This is a genomic window from Rhodocista pekingensis (assembly GCF_042665545.1).
In the GTDB taxonomy this organism is placed as follows: Bacteria; Pseudomonadota; Alphaproteobacteria; order Azospirillales; family Azospirillaceae; genus Rhodocista; species Rhodocista pekingensis.
Window position 1 is genome coordinate 690,573 of sequence record NZ_JBHTCM010000004.1, and the last position, 18,345, is coordinate 708,917.

The following is an 18,345-nucleotide window of genomic DNA, read 5'->3' on the forward strand; positions in this document are numbered from 1 at the left end:
CGGCCGGACCCGACGGGACGGCCGGAACAGCCGGCGGCCCCGGTCCGCGAAAGGGTCAGCCATGGACATCCGTTCCCACATCCGCACCGTGCCGGACTTCCCCAAGCCCGGTATCCTCTTCTACGATATTTCGACCCTGCTCGCCCATGCCGAGGCCTGGAAGGCGACCGTGGAGACGCTGGCCGAGGCGGTCGCCCCGCACAAGCCGGACCTGCTGGTGGGCATCGAGTCGCGCGGCTTCCTGGTCGCGGCGCCGCTGGCGCTGGCGCTGGGCTGCGGCTTCGCCATGGTGCGCAAGAAGGGCAAGCTGCCCGGCCAGACGATCCGCTACACCTACGACCTGGAATACGGCACCGACACGGTCGAGATTCAGGCCGATGCCATCACCCCCGGCCAGCGCGTCGTCGTGCTGGACGACCTGCTGGCGACCGGCGGCACCATGGCGGCGGCGATCCACCTGCTGCGCAGCGTCGGCGCCGACGTGACGGCCGCGGCCTTCATCCTGGAACTGGCTTTCCTGAACGGCCGGGACCGGCTGGACGTGCCGGCCGAGGTCCTGGTCAGCTACGAATCCTGACCGGCGGACCGGGGTCTACCCGTCCCGGGCCGGCCCCAGCTCGCTCTCGTGCCAGCGCCGGAGCAACCGGCGCTGGAGCCACGACAGCGCGGCGAAGATCGCGATCCCCAGCAGCGACAGCAGCAGCAGCGCGGCGAACAGTCGCGGGATGGCGAGCCGGTTGCCCGACTCGACGATCCGCCAGGCGAGCCCCGAGGCGGTGCCGGAACCGGCCACGAATTCCGCCACCACGGCCCCGATCAGAGCCAGCCCGCCCGACACCTTCATCCCCGCCAGGATGTAGGGCAGCGCCGAGGGGAACTGGAGCCGCCACAGCGCCTGCCAGCGGCTGGCCCCATGCAGGCGGAACAGGTCGCGCAGGTTCGGGTCCACCGACGACAGGCCGAGCGTGGCGTTCGAGAGGATCGGGAAGAAGGCCACGATCCAGGCCAGGATCAGCAGGGCGAGGTCCACCCGCTCATAGCCGACCCAGATCACCACCAGCGGAGCGATGGCGACGACCGGCGTGACCTGGAGGATGACGGCATAGGGATAGAGCGCCGCCGCCAGCAGCCGCGACCGGCTGAACAGCACGGCCAGCGCCACGCCGCTGACGACAGCCAGCGCGAAGGCCTGGACGGTGATCAGGAAGGTCACCCGGAGCGACGGCAGCAGGACACCGGCATCGGCCACCAGCGCCTGGAGGATCAGCGACGGCGGCGGCAGCACGAAGACCGGCACCGCGGCGGCGCGCACCGCCCCTTCCCAGACGGCGAGCACGGCCAGCCCCAGCAGGGCCGGCAGCAGGCGGCGCAGGGGTCCGGTCACGGCATCCCTCCCCCGCCGGCGTCCTCGCCCATGGCTGCCGCCAGCAGGGCCGACGCCTCCCGGCACAGGGTGCCGAATCCGGCCTCCGTCCGCAGCGCCGGCCGGCGCGGCCGGGGAAGCGCCACCGGCATCTCCGCCACGATGCGGCCGGGCCGGGGCGACATCACGGCGATCCGGGTGGAGAGGTAGACCGCCTCGAAGACGCTGTGCGTCACGAACAGCGCGGTGACGCCGGTTTCCTGCCAGAGTGCCAGCAGCTCGTCGTTCAGGCGGAAGCGCGTGATCTCGTCGAGCGCCGCGAAGGGCTCGTCCAGCAGCAGCACGCGCGGCCCCGTCACCAGCGCCCGCGCCAGCGCCGCCCGCATCCGCATGCCGCCCGACAGCTCCCGCGGGAAGGCCGCGGCGACGTCCGCGAGCCCGACGCGGGCAAGCTGTTCCGCCGCGCGCTCCCGCGCTTCCGCCTTCGCCACGCCGGCAAGGTCCAGCGGCAGGCGCACATTGTCGGCGACCGTCGCCCAGGGCATCAGCGTCGGCTCCTGGAAGACGAAGCCGATGTCGCCGGGCCCCGGCGTCGCGGACCAGTGGACACCTCCCGCGGTGGGCGTCAGCAGGCCGGCGATCAGGCGCAGCAGGGTGCTCTTGCCGCAGCCGGACGGGCCGAGCAGGCTGACGAACTCACCCCGTCCGACGGTGAGACCGACACCGGCCAGGGCCTGCGTCCCGGCGCTGCCGCCAGGGGCATAACGGAGGCCCAGCCCCTCGATCCGGAGCAGCGGTTCCGGGCTCAGGGCCGTTCCCCCCGGCCGTGCCCCTTGTTCACGAAGCGCAGGTCCACGCCCTGCCGCCAGTCCAGGTCCGCGGGATAGAGGCCCAGCCGCTTCATCTCCGCCGTGAATGCCTCCCACCGGGCCTCCGTCATGGCGCCGACGCCGAGGGTCGCCGCGTCGCCGCTGTCCACGATGCCGTAGTCCAGCATGCGGGCACGGGCATAGGCGATGGTGTCGTCGTCCATCTCCGGATTGTCCCTCTTGATCAGGGCGTTGGCCGGTGCCGGGTCGCCGTTGAGATAGCTGTACCAGCCCTCGATGCTGGCATCGACGAAGGCCTGCACCACCTCCGGCTTCCGCTCCAGAAGCTCGCGGCGGACCATGATCATGGCCGAGTAGCTGAGGAAGCCGTTGTCCGCCAGCAGGAAGACCCGGGGCGTCACCCCCGCCTTGGCGGCGGTAAACGGCTCGCTGGTCAGGTAGCCCTGCTGGATCGCCGTCGGATCGACCAGGAAGGGGGCGATGTTGAAGGTGTATTTGCGGATCTGCCGGTCCTCGAACCCGTAACGGGACTTCAGCCAGCGCCAGATCGTGTTGACCGAGGGATCGCCGATATGGATCGGCTTGCCCTTCATGTCCGCCAGCGTCCGCACGTCGTCGCGCGGATGCGTCATCAGGATCGTCGGGTCCTTCTGGAACAGGGCTGCCACGGCGACGACCGGCGCCCCCGCCTGAACCATGTTCAGCGGGAAGAAGCCCGAGGAGCCCATGGCCGCGTCGATCGCCCCGGCAGCCAGCAGCCGCTGCGAATCCATGCCCGGCCCGCCGGGGCGGAGCTTCACCTCCAGCCCGTGGCGGGCATAGATCCCGGTGGCGAGCGCCTGGTAGAAGCCGCCATGTTCGGCCTGCGCCACCCAGTCGGTCATGAAGGTCAGCGTCTCCGCCGCCCGCACCGGCCCGCAGAGCGCGACCAGAGCAAGGATGCAGGCAAGGAACCGCCCCGGTCGGAACAGCCGCAGACCCGGCCCGAAACGCATGCCATCCTCCCCCGCCTGTCGTGCGGCCATCCCGTCCGCCTGCCCCGCCGGCCCGCCTGGAACCCGGCCGGAAGGATAGGGCGCCGACGGCGGTTGCCAAGCGGGGTGGAGGATATCCGCCCGCCGCGGGCGCCGCTATGCTGCCGCGCGGCACCCTGTCCCGATCCCGGCCGTCATAGGTTTCCGTCCATGTCGCACCTGCGCATCCTCGTCAACGGCGTCGCCACCCGCCTGCGCCTCGCCCCGGCGGAGACCGCCGTCCCCGTCCTGGTCAGCGTCTGGCTGGAGGCGGCGATTCCCGGCCCGTTCGCCGGCGACACGGCCGACATCGACCGCACCGTGGACTACAGCCGGATCGTCCGCTTCATCCTGGAGCGACTGGACGAACAGGGGCCGTTCCCGAGCCCGGAGGCGGCGGCGCGGGCGGTCGCCCGCTTCGTCTTCGCCGAGGACGAGCGCATCCGCAACGTGCGCGTCGCCCTCTCCGGGCGGGAGGGCGGCGGCCCCGCCGCGACCGTCGAACTGAGCCTGGAGCGCGACCATGCCTGAGTCCCTGTCCCCCGCGCCGCAGCCCCTGGTCCTTGTCACCGGCGGGGCGAAGCGGTTGGGCCGCGCCATCGTGGAGGCCTGCGCCGCGGAAGGCTGGGGCGTGGTGATCCACCATCGCGCGTCCGCCGGGGAGGCGACAGACCTCGCCGGCGACCTGCGGACCCGCGGCGTGGAGGCCGCCACCGTGACCGGCGACCTGGCGGACCCGGACGCCGCGGCCGGGCTGGTGGAGGCGGCGGCCAGGGCGGCCGGCCGGCCGCTGACCGCGGTCGTCAACAGCGCTTCCGTCTTCGAGTGGGACGGGATCGGCACCCTGACGGCGGAGAGCTTCCTGCACCACCTGCTGCCGAACGCGCTGGCGCCCTGCCTGCTGATCCAGGGCCTGCTGCGCCAGTTGCCCGCGGGCGTGCAGGGGGCCGTGGTCAACCTGCTGGACCAGAAGCTGGCGGCCCCCTACGGCGACCATTTCTCCTACACGCTGAGCAAGTACGCCCTGATGGGGGCGACGGAGACGCTGGCCCGGTCGGAGGCGCCGCGGCTGCGGGTCAACGCCGTGGCGCCGGGCTACACCCTGCCCGCACCGGGGCAGAGCCAGGCGGAATTCGAGCGCCTGCACGGCCGCACGCCGCTGGGGCACGGGCCCGACCCGGCGGAGATCGCGGCGGCGGCGGTCTTCCTGCTGCGCACGCCCTCCGTCACCGGGCAGACGGTCTATGTGGACGCCGGGATGCGCTTCCAGCAGCGCACCCGCGATGTCGGGTTCGACTGAGGGATTCCGGCCGGGACGGATCAGCCGCCTGGCCCCGCCCCGTCCCAGGGCAGCGGCAGGCGGTGGACCTCCCCGACCAGGGTCGCCAGGGCGGCGGCCGCGTGCTCCAGCAGGGCCCGTCCGGCCTCCGCCGTCGCCAGCCGGGCGTCGCCGACGGCACCCGCGGGGTTCAGGTCGGCGGTCATCCAGCCCGTGCCGATGCGGCCATGGCTGCGCAGGACGCGGTTCCCCGCCGCCACGGCGCGGGCCGCGCTGGGGAAGTCGGCGATGCGGTCGCGCCGCACGAGGTCCGGGCGGAGATGCAGCATCAGGCTCGTCTCCACCGCCCCGCCATGGATGCCGAACTCCAGCTCCTCCGGCGGGAACAGGCCGGGTGGGTAACCGAAGCGCGTCCAGGAGGCGGGCACCACCAGCAGCCCCAGCCGCACCCGCAGGTCCACCGCCATCAGGTCCAGCAGCGGCGGGTTGCCGCCATGGCTGTTGAACAGCACCAGCCGGCGCACCCCGGCGGCCTGCACGCCTTCCGCCAGCTCCGTCCAGGCGGTCCGCGCCGTCTCCGCCCGCAGGGTGAGGGTGCCGGGGAAGCCCGTATGCTCCGGCGAGTGGCCGACCGCCTGGGCCGGCAGGGCCAGGGCCGGCAGGGCCGGCGGCAGCAGGGTGAGCGCCCGCTCCAGGATGCCGCGGTTGATCACGGCATCGGTGGCGAGCGGCAGGTGCGGCCCGTGCTGCTCCGTCGCCGCCACGGGCAGGATGGCGACCGTACCGGGCGGCAGGGCGCGGAACTCCTCCGTCGTCAGTTCGTCCCAGAAGCGGGTGCGCAGAACCATCACACTCCCCATCCTTCTCCGCAGGCCCCATCTCTCTGCCCAGGACGAGGATAGTCGCACAGGGAGGGCCGCGGCCATGCTGATCGCCCAGTTGACGGACCTGCACGTCACCGCCCGCGGCGCCCAGGCGTTCGGGCAGGTGGATACGAACGATGCCCTGGCCCGCGCCGTGGCCCATGTCGCCGCCCTGCCCCGCCGGCCGGATCTGGTCGTGGTGACCGGCGATGTCGTCAACGGGCCGCAGCCGGGAGAGTATGCGATGGCGGCGGAGCTGCTGGCCGGGCTGGGCCTGCCGCTCCTGATCATTCCCGGCAACCACGACGACCGCGACGACCTGCGCACGGCCCTGCGCCCGCTGGACCCGGGGCTGCCCGAAGGGCCGTACCTGCATCGGATGGTGGACACCGGGCCGCTGCGCATCCTGGCGCTGGACACCGTCGTTCCCGGCCGGCCGGAAGGCATGCTGGACGCACCGCGGCTGGCCTGGATCGCGGACCGGCTGGCCGAGGCCCCCCATGAACGGCCGCTGCTGGTGCTGATGCACCACCCGCCCTTCGTGAGCGGCATCGGCCACATGGACCGCATGAACTGCGTCGGCGCCGACGCGCTGGCCGGCCTGCTGCGCGGCCGCACCGTGGCCGGCCTTCTCTGCGGCCACATCCACCGGCCGATCGCCGCCCACTGGCGTGGCATCCCCTGTTTCTGCGGCCCCGCCACGGCGCATCTGGTCGCCCTGGACCTGGAGCCGGAGTCTCCGGCCCGCTGGACACGGGAGCCTCCGGCGGTCGCCCTGCACCTGTGGGACGACGCGCACGGCCTGCGCACCCATCTGAGTTTCATCGGTGATTTCCCGCCGACGCGCTTTCCCGGGTAGGAGCTTCCCGGCTGCCCCACGGTAGGGGGTTGCCGCCGGCGACGGGTCGTCGCACTCTCGCCGCGGGACGCGACACCGGTGAACAAGACGCCACGGAACCCCAGGGAGGACACGTTGGACGCCGCAACCCCCATCGACTGGCAGGACCGCGCCGCACGGCTGAGCTTCCGCACCCAGATCTTCATCGACGGTCGCTTCGTGCCCGCCGCCTCGGGGCAGACCTTCGAGTGCCTGTCCCCGCGCGACGGGCGGGTGCTGGCCCGGGTCGCGGCCGGCGACACGGAGGATGTGGACCGCGCCGTCGCCAGCGCGCGCAAGGCGTTCGAGAGCGGCGTCTGGCGCGACCGGCACCCGCGCGAGCGCAAGAAGGTGCTGCTGAAGCTGGCCGAGCTGATCCTGGAGAACGCCGACGAGCTGGCGCTCCTGGAGACCCTGGACATGGGCAAGCCGATCCGGGACAGCCGGACCATCGACGTGCCGCTGTCCGCGCGCTGCGCCGCCTATTACGGCGAGGCGATCGACAAGCTGTACGACCAGGTCGGCCCCAGCGGGCCGGAGTCCATGTCGCTGATCCTGCGCGAGCCGCTGGGCGTGATCGCGGCGGTGGTGCCGTGGAACTTCCCCCTGATGATGGCGGTGTGGAAGCTGGCGCCGGCGCTGGCGACCGGCAACTCCGTGGTGCTGAAACCGGCCGAGCAGTCGCCGATGAGTGCGCTGCGGCTGGCCGAACTGGCGATCGAGGCCGGGCTGCCGCCGGGCGTGCTGAACGTCGTGCCGGGCTTGGGAGAGACGGCCGGGCGGGCGCTGGGCCTGCACATGGACGTGGACATGGTGACCTTCACCGGCTCCACCGAGGTGGGGAAGTACTTCCTCACCTACTCCGGCCAGTCGAACATGAAGCGCGTCAGCCTGGAGTGCGGCGGCAAGACCCCGCACATCGTCATGGCCGACGCCGCCGACCTGGACCTCGCCGCGCAGAACGCCGCCGGCGGCATCTTCTTCAACCAGGGCGAGGTCTGCAACGCCGGCTCCCGCCTGCTGGTGCAGGAGAGCATCAAGGACGCGTTCCTGGAGAAGGTCGTCGCTTACGCCCGCGACTGGGCGCCGGGCGACCCGCTGGACTGGAACAGCCGCACCGGCGCCATGGTGGACCAGCGCCAGCACGGCCGCGTGCTGGGCTACATCGAGAAGGGCAAGGCCGAAGGCGCCGTGCTGAAGACGGGCGGCGGGGCCGCGCGGACGGAGACGGGCGGATTCTACATCGAGCCCACCGTGTTCGACGGCGTCTCCAGCGCCATGACCATCGCGCGGGAGGAGATCTTCGGGCCCGTGCTCTCCACCCTCACCTTCAAGGACGCGGAGGAGGCCATCCGCATCGCCAACGACACCATCTACGGGCTGGCCGCGGCGGTGTGGACGAAGGACCTTTCCACCGCCATGCGCGCCGCCAAGGCGATCCGGGCGGGCAGCGTCTGGATCAACTGCTTCGACGCCGGTGACATCACCACCCCCTTCGGCGGCTTCAAGCAGTCCGGCTTCGGCCGCGACAAGAGCCTGCACGCGCTGGAGAAGTACACCGACCTGAAGAGCGTCTGGATCGAGCTGTGAGGGACTGCGGGTTGAACCCGCCCCCGATTCCCGCTAGGTCACTGCATGGAACACCGTAACGCCAGGGAGCGAACCGTGCTCGTCAACCCGTTCCGCCTCGACGACGAAGAACAGCCTGAAAAGCCGGAGAACGACAAGGACAAGAAGGCCGAAACCCTGCCCGGTCCGTTCCAGGCGATCCAGCAGGCCCTGTTCAAGAGCCGCACCGTCCTGATCTTCGGCGAGATCAACCAGAAGGTGGCCCAGGATACGGTCGCCCAGCTCCTGGCCTACGCCTCCATCAGCGACGATCCCATCAACATCGTCATCAACTCCCCCGGCGGGCATGTGGAGAGCGGCGACAGCATCCACGACACCATCCGCTTCATCAAACCGCGGGTGAAGATCCTGGGCACCGGCTGGGTCGCCTCGGCCGGCGCACACATCTTCCTGGGCGCCCACCGGGAGAACCGCTACTGCCTGCCCAACACGCGCTTCCTGATCCACCAGCCGATGGGCGGTGCCGGCGGCCGCGCCAGCGACATCGCCATCGAGGCGCAGGAGATCATCAAGATGCGCCGTCGGATCAACGCCATCATCGCGCGGGAAACCGGCCAGCCGCTGGAGCGGGTGGAGCAGGACACCGACCGGAACTACTGGATGAGCGCCGAGGAGGCCAAGGAGTACGGCCTCGTGACGCACATCGTCGCCACCCAGGCGGAGTTCGACTGAGCATGACCGGGGGGCCGGGCGCGACCACGCCTCCGGCCCCCGGCCAGGCCCCATGCTGATCCTCGGCGTCAATGTCGGCCCCGTCGTGCCGCGGCTGTCCGCCCGTGGCCGGCCCTCCCGGACCGGCATCGCCAAGGGACCCGTCGCCGGCCCCGTCGCCGTCCACCGCCACGGGCTGGAGGGGGATGCCAGCGCCTACCGCCCACGCGATCTGGGCGACACCGCCGTCCATGCCTTCTGCCTGGAAAGCTACGCCCGCTTCGCCGAGCTGCGGGGCGCGCCCCTGCCCGTCCCCTGCTTCGGCGAGAACCTGACCATCGAGGGCTACGGCGAGGACGAGGCCCGCATCGGCGACGTGCTGCGCGCCGGCACGGCCCTGCTGCGGGTGACCCAGCCGGTAGTGCGCTGCCGCTGGCCGGCGGTGCTGTCGGGCGAGCCGCGCCTGACCCGCTGGGCCACGCGGGAGGGACTGACCGGCTGGTTCCTGGAGGTGCTGGAGCCCGGCCATGTCGCCGCCGGCGACCGGCTGGACCTGCTGGACCGCGGCCCCGAGGGCTGGACCGTCCGCCGCCTGAACCGGCTGATCGCGGCGAAACCGCCCGACGCAGCGGACGTCACGGCGGCGCTGGCGCTGCCCGGACTGGCGGAGCGCTGGAAGGCGGCGCTGCGCCGCGCCGTGGCGACGCCCCGTCGGGGAGCCGCCGCGGCAGCGGACCCGCTCAGGCCGGGGTGATCACCACGCTGTCGGCGGAGCGGTTCGACGGCCCGTGATACACCGCCTCGATGTTGTTGCCATCGGGATCGAGCACGAAGGCGGCGTAATAGCCGGGATGGTAGGAGCGCTCGCCGGGGCCGCCGTTGTCCCGTCCGCCGGCGGCGATGGCTGCGGCATGGAAGCGCTCCACCGTCTCCCGGTCGCTGGCCTGGAAGGCCAGATGCAGGCCCTGCGTCAGCGGCCCATCGGCCGTGCCGGAGACATAGAGTTCGTCCAGGCCGATATAGCCCTCGCCTTCCAGCGTCACCGGCAGCCCCAGCGCCTCCGCCACGGCGCGGTAGAAGCGCCGCGAGGCTTCGAGATCGCCCGCCTTGATATGCACATGGTCGATCAGCCGACCCGTATGGAATTCCATGTCCTGCTTCCTTCGCTGTCCGGCCCGGCGCTGTCCGGTGTGGCGCTGTCCGGTCCGGCCGGCCCGTCAGGCCGGCTGCTGCTGGGTGATGCAGTGGATGCCGCCGCCACCGCGGACGATGTCCAGCGCCGGGACCTGCACCACCTCCCGGTCCGGGAACAACCGGCGGAACAGGCGGAACGCCTCGACATCCTCCGGGTCCTCGAAGGCCGGCATCACCACCCCGCCGTTGGCCAGGTAGAAATTGATGTAGGAGAGGGTCAGGCGCACGCCGTTCTGCTCCTTCCGCGCGGGCGTGCGGATCGTCACCACCTCCAGCGTGCGGCCGGCGGCGTCCTTCGACGCCTTCAGGCGCTCGATGTTCTCCCGGAAGATCGGGTAGTTCGGATCGGCCGTGTCGTCCGTCGTCAGCGCCAGCACGACGCCGGGGCGGACGAAGCAGGCGATCTCGTCGATATGGCCGTCGGTTTCGTCCTGCTCGTAACCCCGCTCCAGCCAGAGGATCTCCCGCACGCCCAGGAAGTCGCGCAGGTGTCCCTCGATCTCGGCCTTGGAGAGGCCGGGATTGCGGTTGGGGTTCAGCAGGCACTCCTCCGTCGTCAGCAGGGTGCCTTCCCCGTCCACATGGAAGGAGCCGCCCTCCATGACCAGCGGTGCCACGAAGCGCGGCAGACCCAGCCGGTCCAGGATGCGGGCCGCGACCTCGGTGTCGGGCTGGAACTCCTCGTAGTTCCGGCCCCAGGCGTTGAAGCCCCAGTGGACACCGGCCTGCTGCCCGGCATCGTTCACCAGGAAGGTGGGGCCGTTGTCGCGCAGCCAGCTGTCGGAGAGGGTCAGGGGCATCACCTCCACCCCCTTGCCGCAGGACAGGCTGACCTCCGCCACCTCGCTCTCGGGACAGAGCATGGTCACGGGTTCGAACTGCGCGATCGCCTTGGCCACCTCCGCATAGGCCAGACGGGCGGCGGCAAGGCCGTTCGGAAAGGTCTCCGCCCGCACGGGCCAGGCCATCCAGCAGCGGGAGTGCGGTGACCATTCGGCCGGCATGCGGAAGCCCAGCGAAGCAGGAACGGGCATGGTCATGTCCTTGGCTTAGGAACGGGGCGCTGACGCCCACCGCATATCATAAAGGCACGACGCCCGGAAAACGGAACGCCCCGGCGAAGGTAATCGCCGGGGCGCTCTGATGACAACCTGCCGGCCCGCGGAAATGGCAACCGGCCAATGGTCGTTATGGTGACTGCGAAACGAATCTGACCCGTGTCGCCCTAATCCCGGCGCTGGGCCTTCACAGCAGGCGTGTCCGCATACGGCAGCAAATTGCCGAGACGGAAGAGGGGAAGCATCAGGAAGTACCTCATGGCACCGCTCCATGGCAGTTGACGATGCCAGTAATATAATTGCCCAGCGGATTTTATGCCAGCCGGCGACGCCCGCCCCCGTCATGCGCGAGACGCATGACGACAGCCGAAAATGTCGCATAACACGGCGGATTGGCTTGCATCTGCTGTTCGAGCCATGCGCTGACGCGATGGCTGGGGGCTGCGACGGATCGTCCCCCGACGGTCCGTCGCAGCCCGGATGGCGGCCAATGTGACAGTTCTAGGAAAAAGGTCAGCCCTGTTGCGCCATCTGCTCGTCGCGCCGCCGGGTCCGCTCGGCCCGGGCGTTCATCACGCCGGCGATGACGATGCCCACCGCCACGACCGCCACCACGATGGTCGCAAGCGCGTTGATCTGCGGGCTGACGCCCAGACGCACGCTGGAGAACACCACCATCGGCAGGGTCGTCGAGCCGGGGCCGGAGGCGAAGCTGGCGATCACCAGATCGTCGAGCGAGAGGGTGAAGGCCAGCAGCCAGCCCGCCACGACCGAGGGCGCGATGATCGGCAGGGTGATGACGAAGAACACCTTGGCCGGACGCGCGCCCAGGTCCATCGCCGCCTCCTCCAGGCTGGCGTCCAGGCTGACCAGACGCGACTGGATGACCACGGCCACGAAGGACATGGTGAAGGTGATGTGGGCGATCACGATGGTTGTCGTGCCACGCCCCGCGGGCCAGCCGATCAACTGTTCCAGGCTGACGAACAGCAACAGCAGCGACAGGCCCATGATCACCTCCGGCATCACCAGGGGCGCGGAGATCATGCCGCCGAACAGGGCGCGGCCGCGGAACGGACCGAAGCGGGCCATCAGCAGCCCCGCCATGGTGCCCAGCACCACCGCCCCGCAGGCGGTGATGAAGGCGATCCGGAGCGACAGCCATGCCGCCTCCAGGAGCTGGGCGTTCTGCATCAGCTCCCCGTACCAGCGGAAGGAGAAGCCGCTCCAGACCGTGACCAGGCGGTTGTCGTTGAAGGAATAGGCGATCAGCAGCAGGATCGGCCCGTAGAGGAAGATCAGGCCGACCGCCAGCGCACCGCGCAGAAACCAGGATTTCGGCATGGCTCAGGCCCCCTCCTGCTCCTGCTGGCGCCCCTGGATGCTCTGGAACCACATGATCGGCACCACGAGGAAAACCAGCAGCGCGATCGCCACCGCGGAGGCGACCGGCCAGTCACGGCTGTTGAAGAACTCGTCCCACAGGACCTTGCCGATCATCAGCGTGTCGGGCCCGCCCAGCAGGGCCGGGATCACGAACTCGCCCGTCGCCGGAATGAAGACCAGCAGCGACCCCGCCAGGATGCCCGGCACCGACAGCGGCAGGGTGATGGTGAGGAACGCCTTCCAGGGCGGGCAGCCCAGGTCGGCCGCCGCCTCCAGCAGGGTGTTGTCCAGCTTCTCCAGCGTCGCGTAGAGCGGCAGGATCATGAAGGGCAGGTAGGAATAGACGATGCCGATATAGGCCGCCGTCGGCGTATAGAGGATCTGCAAGGGCTGGTCGATGATGCCCAGCGCCATCAGCACGGCGTTCAGGTTCGCCGTCACCAGCCCGTCGTCGCGCAGCAGCATGATCCAGGCATAGACCCGGATCAGGAAGCTGGTCCAGAACGGCAGGATCACCATCATCAGCAGCGGCGTGCGCCAGCGCGGCTCGGACTTCGCCAGGGCATAGGCCACGGGATAGCCGATCAGCAGGCAGAACAGGGTGGAGACGAAGGCGATCCGGAGCGAGTTCAGGTAGGAGATGACGTAGAGGTCGTCGGACACCAGGAACCGGAAATTGTCCCAGATCAGGGTGATCGTCGTCCGCCCCTCCTCCGCCAGCGTCTCGAACATCGGGGTGTAGGGCGGGATGCCGACCGTCGTCTGCGACAGGGCGATCTTGAAGACGATCAGGAACGGGACGAGGAAGAACAGCAGCAACCAGAAGAAGGGGATGGCGGTCACCACCCCCTTCCCCGTGATGCCGACGCGCCGCAGCAGGTCGCTCACATGCACGCGCCGCGGCGGCGCCACCGCCGCTCCGCCGGTGGCGCCGGTATATCCGGCCATGTCCGCCATCGCCGCCCCCCCTATTCGGTCAGGACGCTGCCGGCGAAGGGCCGCCAGCTCAGATACACCCGGTCACCCCAGGTGATGGGCATCTCGGTGCGTCGGGTCAGGTTCGGCGCCGTCACCCGCACGCGCACGCCGGTGTCCAGCTCCACGTCGTAGATGGAGACGTCACCCAGATAGGCGATCTCACGCACCACGCCGGTGGTCTGGTTGCGGCCCGGCAGCATGTCGGGCGGCGGCTCCTTGGCGATGGCCACCTTCTCCGGACGGATCGCCACCCAGCAGGCCGTCCCGGCGCCGATGGAGGCGGGGTGGTTGATGTAGAGATCGCAGCCCGACTGCTCGGACCGGACGAGGCAGTGGTCGGGCTCGTTCTCCACCACCCGGCCCTCGAACATGTTCACCGATCCGATGAAGCCGGCGACGAAGCGGGTGTGCGGATACTCGTAGATCTCGGTCGGGGTGCCGACCTGGGCGATGTAGCCCCGGTTCATCACGGCGATGCGGGTGGACATGGTCATCGCCTCCTCCTGGTCGTGGGTGACGACCACGAAGGTGATGCCGACCTTCTCCTGGATGTTCACCAGCTCGAACTGGGTCTGCTCGCGCAGCTTCTTGTCGAGCGCGCCCAGCGGCTCGTCCAGCAGCAGCAGCTTGGGCCGCTTCACCAGGGCGCGGGCCAGGGCCACGCGCTGGCGCTGGCCGCCCGAGAGCTGGTGCGGCTTGCGCTTGGCGAACGGCCCGAGCTGCACGAGGTTCAGCGCCTCCGCCACGCGCTCGCGGATCTCCGGTTTCGGCAGCCGGTCCTGATGCAGGCCGAAGGCGATGTTGCCTTCCACCGTCATGTGGGGGAACAGGGCGTAGGACTGGAACATCATGTTCACGGGGCGCTCGTAGGGCGGCACCCCGGTCATGTCCACACCGTCGATGAAGATCTTGCCCTCGGTCGGGGTTTCGAAGCCGGCGAGCATGCGCAGCAGCGTCGTCTTGCCCGATCCCGATCCGCCCAGCAGCGAGAAGAACTCGCCCCGGTAGATGGACAGAGAGACATCGTCCACGGCGACGAAGTCGCCGAACTTCTTGGTCACCTTCTCGACGCGGACATAGGGCTTCTCCTTGGGATCACGCCAAGGTTCCTGCTGCAACTGCGTCTGCGTCCGGCTCTGCGCCTGCACTATCGCCATCGGGTGTGCCCTTCCCGCTGCCCGACCGAGGTTACGCCAAACGGAAACGCCCCGGCAGAGCTTTGCCAGGGCGCTCCCTCAACCTGTCTGCCGCTGGTCTGTCAGCGGCCGGTCTTGATCCGTGTCCAGGTCCGGGTGCGCTCGCGGTCCGCCCGCGCCCCCACCTGCTTCGCCGTGAACATCTTCGCCATCAGGTCGGCCGGCGGGAACACCTTGGGGTTCTTCGCCACGGACTCGTCCATCAACGGCCAGGAGGCCGGAACGGCGTTGGCATAGGCGACGAAGTCGCTGATGCCGGCCATGATCTTGGGCTGCAACACGAAGTTGATCCAGCTGTGGGCCGCCTCCAGATTCGGTGCGTTCGCCGGGATCGCCATCATGTCGAACCAGACCTGCGCGCCTTCCTTCGGGATGACATAGTCGATCGTCACGCCGGCACCGGCCTCCTCGGCGCGGGCCGCGGACTGGAACACGTCGCCGGAATAGCCGAAGGCGACGCAGGCATCACCCGAGGCCAGCGGGTCGATCACCGACGGAACGAACGCCTTGAGGTGCGGGCGGATGGCCAGCATCGTCGCCTCGACCTTCTTGAGGTCGGCGGAATTGTCCGAGTTCGGGTCGAGGCCGAGATAGTGGAACACAGTCGGCAGCACGTCGGTGGCGCTGTCCAGCACGACGATGCCGCACTTCGCCAGCTTCGCCGCGTTCTCCGGCTTGAAGATCATGTCCCAGCTGTCGGTCGGGACATCGGGTGCCACTTCCTTGATCTTCTTCGCGTCGAAGCCGATCCCGATGGTGCCCCACTGGTAGATGACGCCGTACTCGTTGCCGGGGTCGGTGCGCTGGACCAGCGCCATCAGCGCAGGGTCCAGGTTCTGGAGATTGGGGATCTTGGACTTGTCGAGCTTCTGAACGGCGCCGGCCTGGATCAGCTTGGACAGGGTGGGCTCGGCCGTCGGCACGATCACGTCGTAGCCGGAATTGCCCGTCAGCAGCTTGGCTTCCAGCGTCTCCAGGTCGGTGAAGACGTCGTACTTCGGCGCAACGCCGGTTTCCTTCTGGAAGTCCTCAAGCGTCGTCTCGCCGATGTAGTCGGCCCAGTTGTAGATGTTGACCGTCTTGTTCTGGGCCACGGCCGTCCCGGCCAGGAGGAGCGCCACAGTGGCGCCCATGGTGCCAAGAATCCTGTTCAGCTTCATCGAAGACCCCCTGTGGGATGGGAGAAGGCCGACGCTACGCGGTCTTTGTGGCGCGCCGATGTCCGGGTTCTGCCCGGATTGTATCGCATTGCACCCATTGGCCTCTCCGATGTCAACGAAAGACGGCCGTCCCGCCGGACGGGACGGGGTGGCTGCCCCGCCCCCGCCGCCATCCGCCCGGAGCCGGGCCGCCCCGGGCGGGCATGGCCGGGGACGGACGCCCGCCCCGCGCCGACGGACCGCCCCGGACGGGTCCCCCGTCCCGAATCACCTGCCCGGCGCGGCTGAGCGCACAGGTCCTCTCAGAGCGCGCCGAGGTCGCGCGCCGTCTGGTCGAGCGAGAGCCTGGCGCGGGCCACCATCTCGTCCGCCTCCGCATGGCTGAGCGTCAGCGGCGGCGCGAACACCAGACTGTCGCGGATGCCGCGCATGATGACGTTGTTGCGGAAGCAGTGGTCGCGCGCCATCAGCCCCACCTTGCCGTCACCCGGCCAGCGCTCGCGGGTGCGCCGGTCCTTGACGATCTCGATGGCGCCGATCAGCCCCTGGCTGCGGATCTCCCCGACCAGCGGGTGGCCCTCCAGCGCCTCCTCGAAGCGGCGGCGCAGATAGGGGCCGATGTCGGTCCGGACCCGCTCGACAAGGTTCTCCCGCTCGATCAGGTCGATGTTCGCCAGCGCCACGGCACAGGGGACCGGATGACCCGAATAGGTGAAGCCGTGGTAGAACTCCCCGCCCTCCTCGATCAGCGTCTCCGCCACGCGGTCACCGACCATGACGGCGGAGAGCGGCAGGTAACCCGAGGTGATTCCCTTCGCCAGGGTCATGAAGTCGGGCTCGATGCCGTAGCGCTGGCTGCCGAACCAGTGACCCAGCCGACCGAAGCCGCAGATCACCTCGTCGGCGATCAGCAGCACGTCGTGCTCGCGGCAGATGCGGTTGATCTCCGGCCAGTAGCTGTCGGGCGGGATGATGACGCCGCCCGCCCCCTGGATCGGCTCGCCGATGAAGGCGGCCACGTTCTCCGGCCCCAGCTCCAGGATCTTCTCTTCCACGGCGCGCGCCGCCAGCCGGCCGAACGCCTCCGGGTCCATGCCCTGGGCAAGCTCGAAGGCATAGGGCGGCATGACATGGTGGAAGCCCGGCAGCGGCAGGTCGCCCTGCCCGTGCATCACCCCGATGCCGCCCAGCGAGGTTGAGGCCATGGTGGTGCCGTGATAGCCGTGCGTCCGGCTGATGAAGGCCTTCTTGCCGGGCCGACCCTTCAGGTTCCAGTAGTGGCGCACCATGCGGACGATGGTGTCGTTCGCCTCCGACCCCGAATTGGCGAAGAAGGCACGGGAGAGGCCCGGCGGCGCCAGTTCCGCCAGCTTGCCGGCCAGCCGTGCCACCGGCTCCGTCGTCGTCTTGAAGAAGCCGTGATAGAAGCTGAGGTCCAGGAGCTGCCGGTGCGCGGCCTCGGCCAGTTCGGCGCGGCCGTAGCCGACATTCACGCACCAGAGCCCGGCCATGCCGTCGAGGATGCGCTCGCCCGCGGCATCGGTGAGCCACACCCCCTCGCCCCGGACGATCAGGCGCGCGCCGCCTTCGGCGGCCAGAGCCTTGGTGTCGGTGAAGGGATGCAGGTGGTGGCGGCCGTCGAGGGCCTTCAGGGCATCGGGCCCGAGCGGGCTGTGGGTGTCCATGGCAGTCGTCCATCGCTGGGAAAGGCGGAAGGCGGCATCGCGGGGGCGCGGGCGGCCGGGCGCACCGGCGGATTGAACCCGATCCGGGCGCAGAGCCGCAGCAGCTCTTCCTTGCGGGTGCGGGCCAGATAGCGCACCGGACCTCCCCTCTCTTTCCGCATGCCGGCCGGGACCGGCGGACGTCATTCCCGTTCTACGTCAGGAGCGCGGACGCTTCCACCCCCGCGCGCTCCCCCGGCGTTCAGGGGCGACCGCAGAGCGGCCGGCCCTGGGCAAAGGCGGTCGCTCCGGTTCTCCGACGCCCGTGCCGGCCCTATGCTCCGCGGCGGACCAGAGACGGGGGAACTCCCATGGACGACACGGTCAGGGTGGAACGCTGCGGGCCGGTCATGACGGTCATCCTGGACCGGCCGGCGGTGCGGAATGCCGTGGACGGCGCCACCGCCGCAGCGCTGGCGGCAGCCTTCCTTGCCTTCGAGAAAGAGGGAAGCGCGGACGTCGCCGTTCTCTGGGGCGCGGGGGGCAGCTTCTGCGCCGGGGCGGACCTGAAGGCGTTCGCGGCCGGCGACAGCAACCCGCTGGTCGCACCGCGCGCCGACGAGGGCCACGCCCCGCTGCGCACCGACGCTCCCATGGGGCCGACCCGCATGCGCCTGTCCAAGCCGGTCATCGCCGCGGTGGAGGGGCACGCCGTCGCCGGGGGGCTGGAACTGGCCTGCTGGTGCGACCTGCGGGTGGCGGCCGAGGATGCGGTGTTCGGCGTGTTCTGCCGGCGCTGGGGCGTGCCGCTGATCGACGGTGGCACGGTCCGTCTGCCCCGGCTGGTCGGGCACGGGCGGGCCCTGGACCTGATCCTCACCGGCCGGCCGGTTGCGGCGCCCGAGGCGCTGGCGATCGGGCTGGCCGACCGCGTCGTGCCCGCCGGCACAGCCCGGTCCGAAGCCGAGGCCCTGGCCCGGCAGATCGCGTCCTTCCCGCAGGCCTGCCTCCGTTCGGACCGGATGAGCGCCTGCGAGCAATGGGACCTGCCCCATGACCGGGCCATGGCCAACGAGTTCGCCCACGGCCTCGCCACTCTCAGGACCGGCGAGGCCGTCCGCGGGGCGGCCCGCTTCGCCGCCGGCTCCGGACGGGGCGGAGGCTTGGAATGACTTCAAGCGGACGGGCGGGTATAACGGCCGCA

At 70.3% G+C, this 18,345-nt stretch carries 19 protein-coding genes; 8 read left to right on the forward strand and 11 right to left on the reverse strand.

Going from position 1 to position 18,345, the window contains the following annotated elements; translation table 11 throughout:
• Positions 1 to 61: 61 nt before the first annotated feature.
• Complete coding sequence (locus ACFQPS_RS03865) at positions 62 to 577, forward strand: adenine phosphoribosyltransferase (protein WP_377356578.1); 516 nt, start codon at positions 62 to 64, stop codon at positions 575 to 577.
• 15 nt (positions 578 to 592) lie between these two features.
• Here ACFQPS_RS03865 and ACFQPS_RS03870 read toward each other — a convergent pair whose 3' ends face one another.
• From ACFQPS_RS03870 to ACFQPS_RS03880, 3 genes are read right to left on the reverse strand one after another with little or no spacing between them, the layout of a single operon-like run.
• A complete protein-coding gene (locus ACFQPS_RS03870) occupies positions 593 to 1,384 on the reverse strand; it encodes an ABC transporter permease (RefSeq protein ID WP_377356580.1) in 792 nt (263 codons plus the stop codon).
• Positions 1,381 to 2,280 carry an ABC transporter ATP-binding protein gene (locus tag ACFQPS_RS03875; protein ID WP_377356638.1) on the reverse strand — a complete coding sequence of 300 codons (900 nt, stop codon included), beginning with the start codon at positions 2,278 to 2,280 and terminating at the stop codon, positions 1,381 to 1,383. The genes ACFQPS_RS03870 and ACFQPS_RS03875 overlap by 4 nt, the downstream gene beginning before the upstream one ends.
• A complete protein-coding gene (locus ACFQPS_RS03880) occupies positions 2,169 to 3,188 on the reverse strand; it encodes an ABC transporter substrate-binding protein (protein ID WP_377356581.1) in 1,020 nt (339 codons plus the stop codon). Before ACFQPS_RS03880 ends, ACFQPS_RS03875 begins: the two co-directional genes overlap by 112 nt.
• Before the next feature lie 189 nt (positions 3,189 to 3,377).
• Here ACFQPS_RS03880 and ACFQPS_RS03885 point away from each other — a divergent pair, with 189 nt between their 5' ends.
• Positions 3,378 to 3,737 (forward strand): dihydroneopterin aldolase, encoded by a 360-nt coding sequence (locus tag ACFQPS_RS03885; RefSeq protein ID WP_377356583.1) that lies wholly within the window; start codon positions 3,378 to 3,380, stop codon positions 3,735 to 3,737.
• Complete coding sequence (locus ACFQPS_RS03890; RefSeq protein ID WP_377356584.1) at positions 3,730 to 4,506, forward strand: SDR family oxidoreductase; 777 nt, start codon at positions 3,730 to 3,732, stop codon at positions 4,504 to 4,506. The genes ACFQPS_RS03885 and ACFQPS_RS03890 overlap by 8 nt, the downstream gene beginning before the upstream one ends.
• Before the next feature lie 20 nt (positions 4,507 to 4,526).
• Here ACFQPS_RS03890 and ACFQPS_RS03895 read toward each other — a convergent pair whose 3' ends face one another.
• On the reverse strand, positions 4,527 to 5,333 hold the full coding sequence (locus ACFQPS_RS03895) for a creatininase family protein (RefSeq protein ID WP_377356586.1): 807 nt from the start codon (positions 5,331 to 5,333) through the stop codon (positions 4,527 to 4,529).
• Positions 5,334 to 5,409: 76 nt separating this feature from the next.
• Between ACFQPS_RS03895 and ACFQPS_RS03900 the strand changes: the two genes are divergently transcribed.
• From ACFQPS_RS03900 to ACFQPS_RS03915, 4 genes are all read left to right on the forward strand, one after another.
• Positions 5,410 to 6,207 carry a phosphodiesterase gene (locus tag ACFQPS_RS03900; protein WP_377356588.1) on the forward strand — a complete coding sequence of 266 codons (798 nt, stop codon included), beginning with the start codon at positions 5,410 to 5,412 and terminating at the stop codon, positions 6,205 to 6,207.
• Positions 6,208 to 6,321: 114 nt separating this feature from the next.
• Positions 6,322 to 7,815 carry an aldehyde dehydrogenase gene (locus ACFQPS_RS03905; RefSeq protein WP_377356589.1) on the forward strand — a complete coding sequence of 498 codons (1,494 nt, stop codon included), beginning with the start codon at positions 6,322 to 6,324 and terminating at the stop codon, positions 7,813 to 7,815.
• Positions 7,816 to 7,890: 75 nt separating this feature from the next.
• Entirely contained in the window at positions 7,891 to 8,526 is a 636-nt protein-coding gene (locus ACFQPS_RS03910) for an ATP-dependent Clp protease proteolytic subunit (protein ID WP_417715161.1), read from the forward strand.
• Positions 8,527 to 8,578: 52 nt separating this feature from the next.
• Entirely contained in the window at positions 8,579 to 9,259 is a 681-nt protein-coding gene (locus ACFQPS_RS03915) for an MOSC domain-containing protein (protein WP_377356591.1), read from the forward strand.
• Here the strand turns inward: ACFQPS_RS03915 and ACFQPS_RS03920 are convergent.
• The 7 genes from ACFQPS_RS03920 to ACFQPS_RS03950 all read right to left on the reverse strand — a co-directional run bounded on the left by ACFQPS_RS03920 (position 9,246) and on the right by ACFQPS_RS03950 (position 17,162).
• Positions 9,246 to 9,656 (reverse strand): VOC family protein, encoded by a 411-nt coding sequence (locus ACFQPS_RS03920; RefSeq protein ID WP_377356592.1) that lies wholly within the window; start codon positions 9,654 to 9,656, stop codon positions 9,246 to 9,248. The two genes, ACFQPS_RS03915 and ACFQPS_RS03920, sit on opposite strands and share 14 nt — an antisense overlap.
• 66 nt (positions 9,657 to 9,722) lie before the next feature.
• Positions 9,723 to 10,733 carry an agmatine deiminase family protein gene (locus tag ACFQPS_RS03925; protein ID WP_377356593.1) on the reverse strand — a complete coding sequence of 337 codons (1,011 nt, stop codon included), beginning with the start codon at positions 10,731 to 10,733 and terminating at the stop codon, positions 9,723 to 9,725.
• Positions 10,734 to 11,270: 537 nt separating this feature from the next.
• Positions 11,271 to 12,101 (reverse strand): ABC transporter permease subunit, encoded by an 831-nt coding sequence (locus tag ACFQPS_RS03930; RefSeq protein WP_377356595.1) that lies wholly within the window; start codon positions 12,099 to 12,101, stop codon positions 11,271 to 11,273.
• 3 nt (positions 12,102 to 12,104) lie between these two features.
• Entirely contained in the window at positions 12,105 to 13,100 is a 996-nt protein-coding gene (locus ACFQPS_RS03935) for an ABC transporter permease subunit (protein WP_377356597.1), read from the reverse strand.
• 11 nt (positions 13,101 to 13,111) lie between these two features.
• The gene (locus ACFQPS_RS03940; protein ID WP_377356600.1) at positions 13,112 to 14,278 is read right to left on the reverse strand and encodes an ABC transporter ATP-binding protein; all 1,167 of its coding nucleotides are present in this window, start codon (positions 14,276 to 14,278) and stop codon (positions 13,112 to 13,114) included.
• A gap of 101 nt (positions 14,279 to 14,379) precedes the next feature.
• Complete coding sequence (locus tag ACFQPS_RS03945) at positions 14,380 to 15,477, reverse strand: polyamine ABC transporter substrate-binding protein (RefSeq protein ID WP_377356601.1); 1,098 nt, start codon at positions 15,475 to 15,477, stop codon at positions 14,380 to 14,382.
• A 302-nt stretch (positions 15,478 to 15,779) separates the two neighbouring features.
• Positions 15,780 to 17,162 (reverse strand): aspartate aminotransferase family protein, encoded by a 1,383-nt coding sequence (locus ACFQPS_RS03950; RefSeq protein ID WP_377356602.1) that lies wholly within the window; start codon positions 17,160 to 17,162, stop codon positions 15,780 to 15,782.
• A gap of 350 nt (positions 17,163 to 17,512) precedes the next feature.
• Between ACFQPS_RS03950 and ACFQPS_RS03955 the strand changes: the two genes are divergently transcribed.
• The gene (locus ACFQPS_RS03955) at positions 17,513 to 18,313 is read left to right on the forward strand and encodes a crotonase/enoyl-CoA hydratase family protein (RefSeq protein ID WP_377356604.1); all 801 of its coding nucleotides are present in this window, start codon (positions 17,513 to 17,515) and stop codon (positions 18,311 to 18,313) included.
• Positions 18,314 to 18,345: the final 32 nt, after the last annotated feature.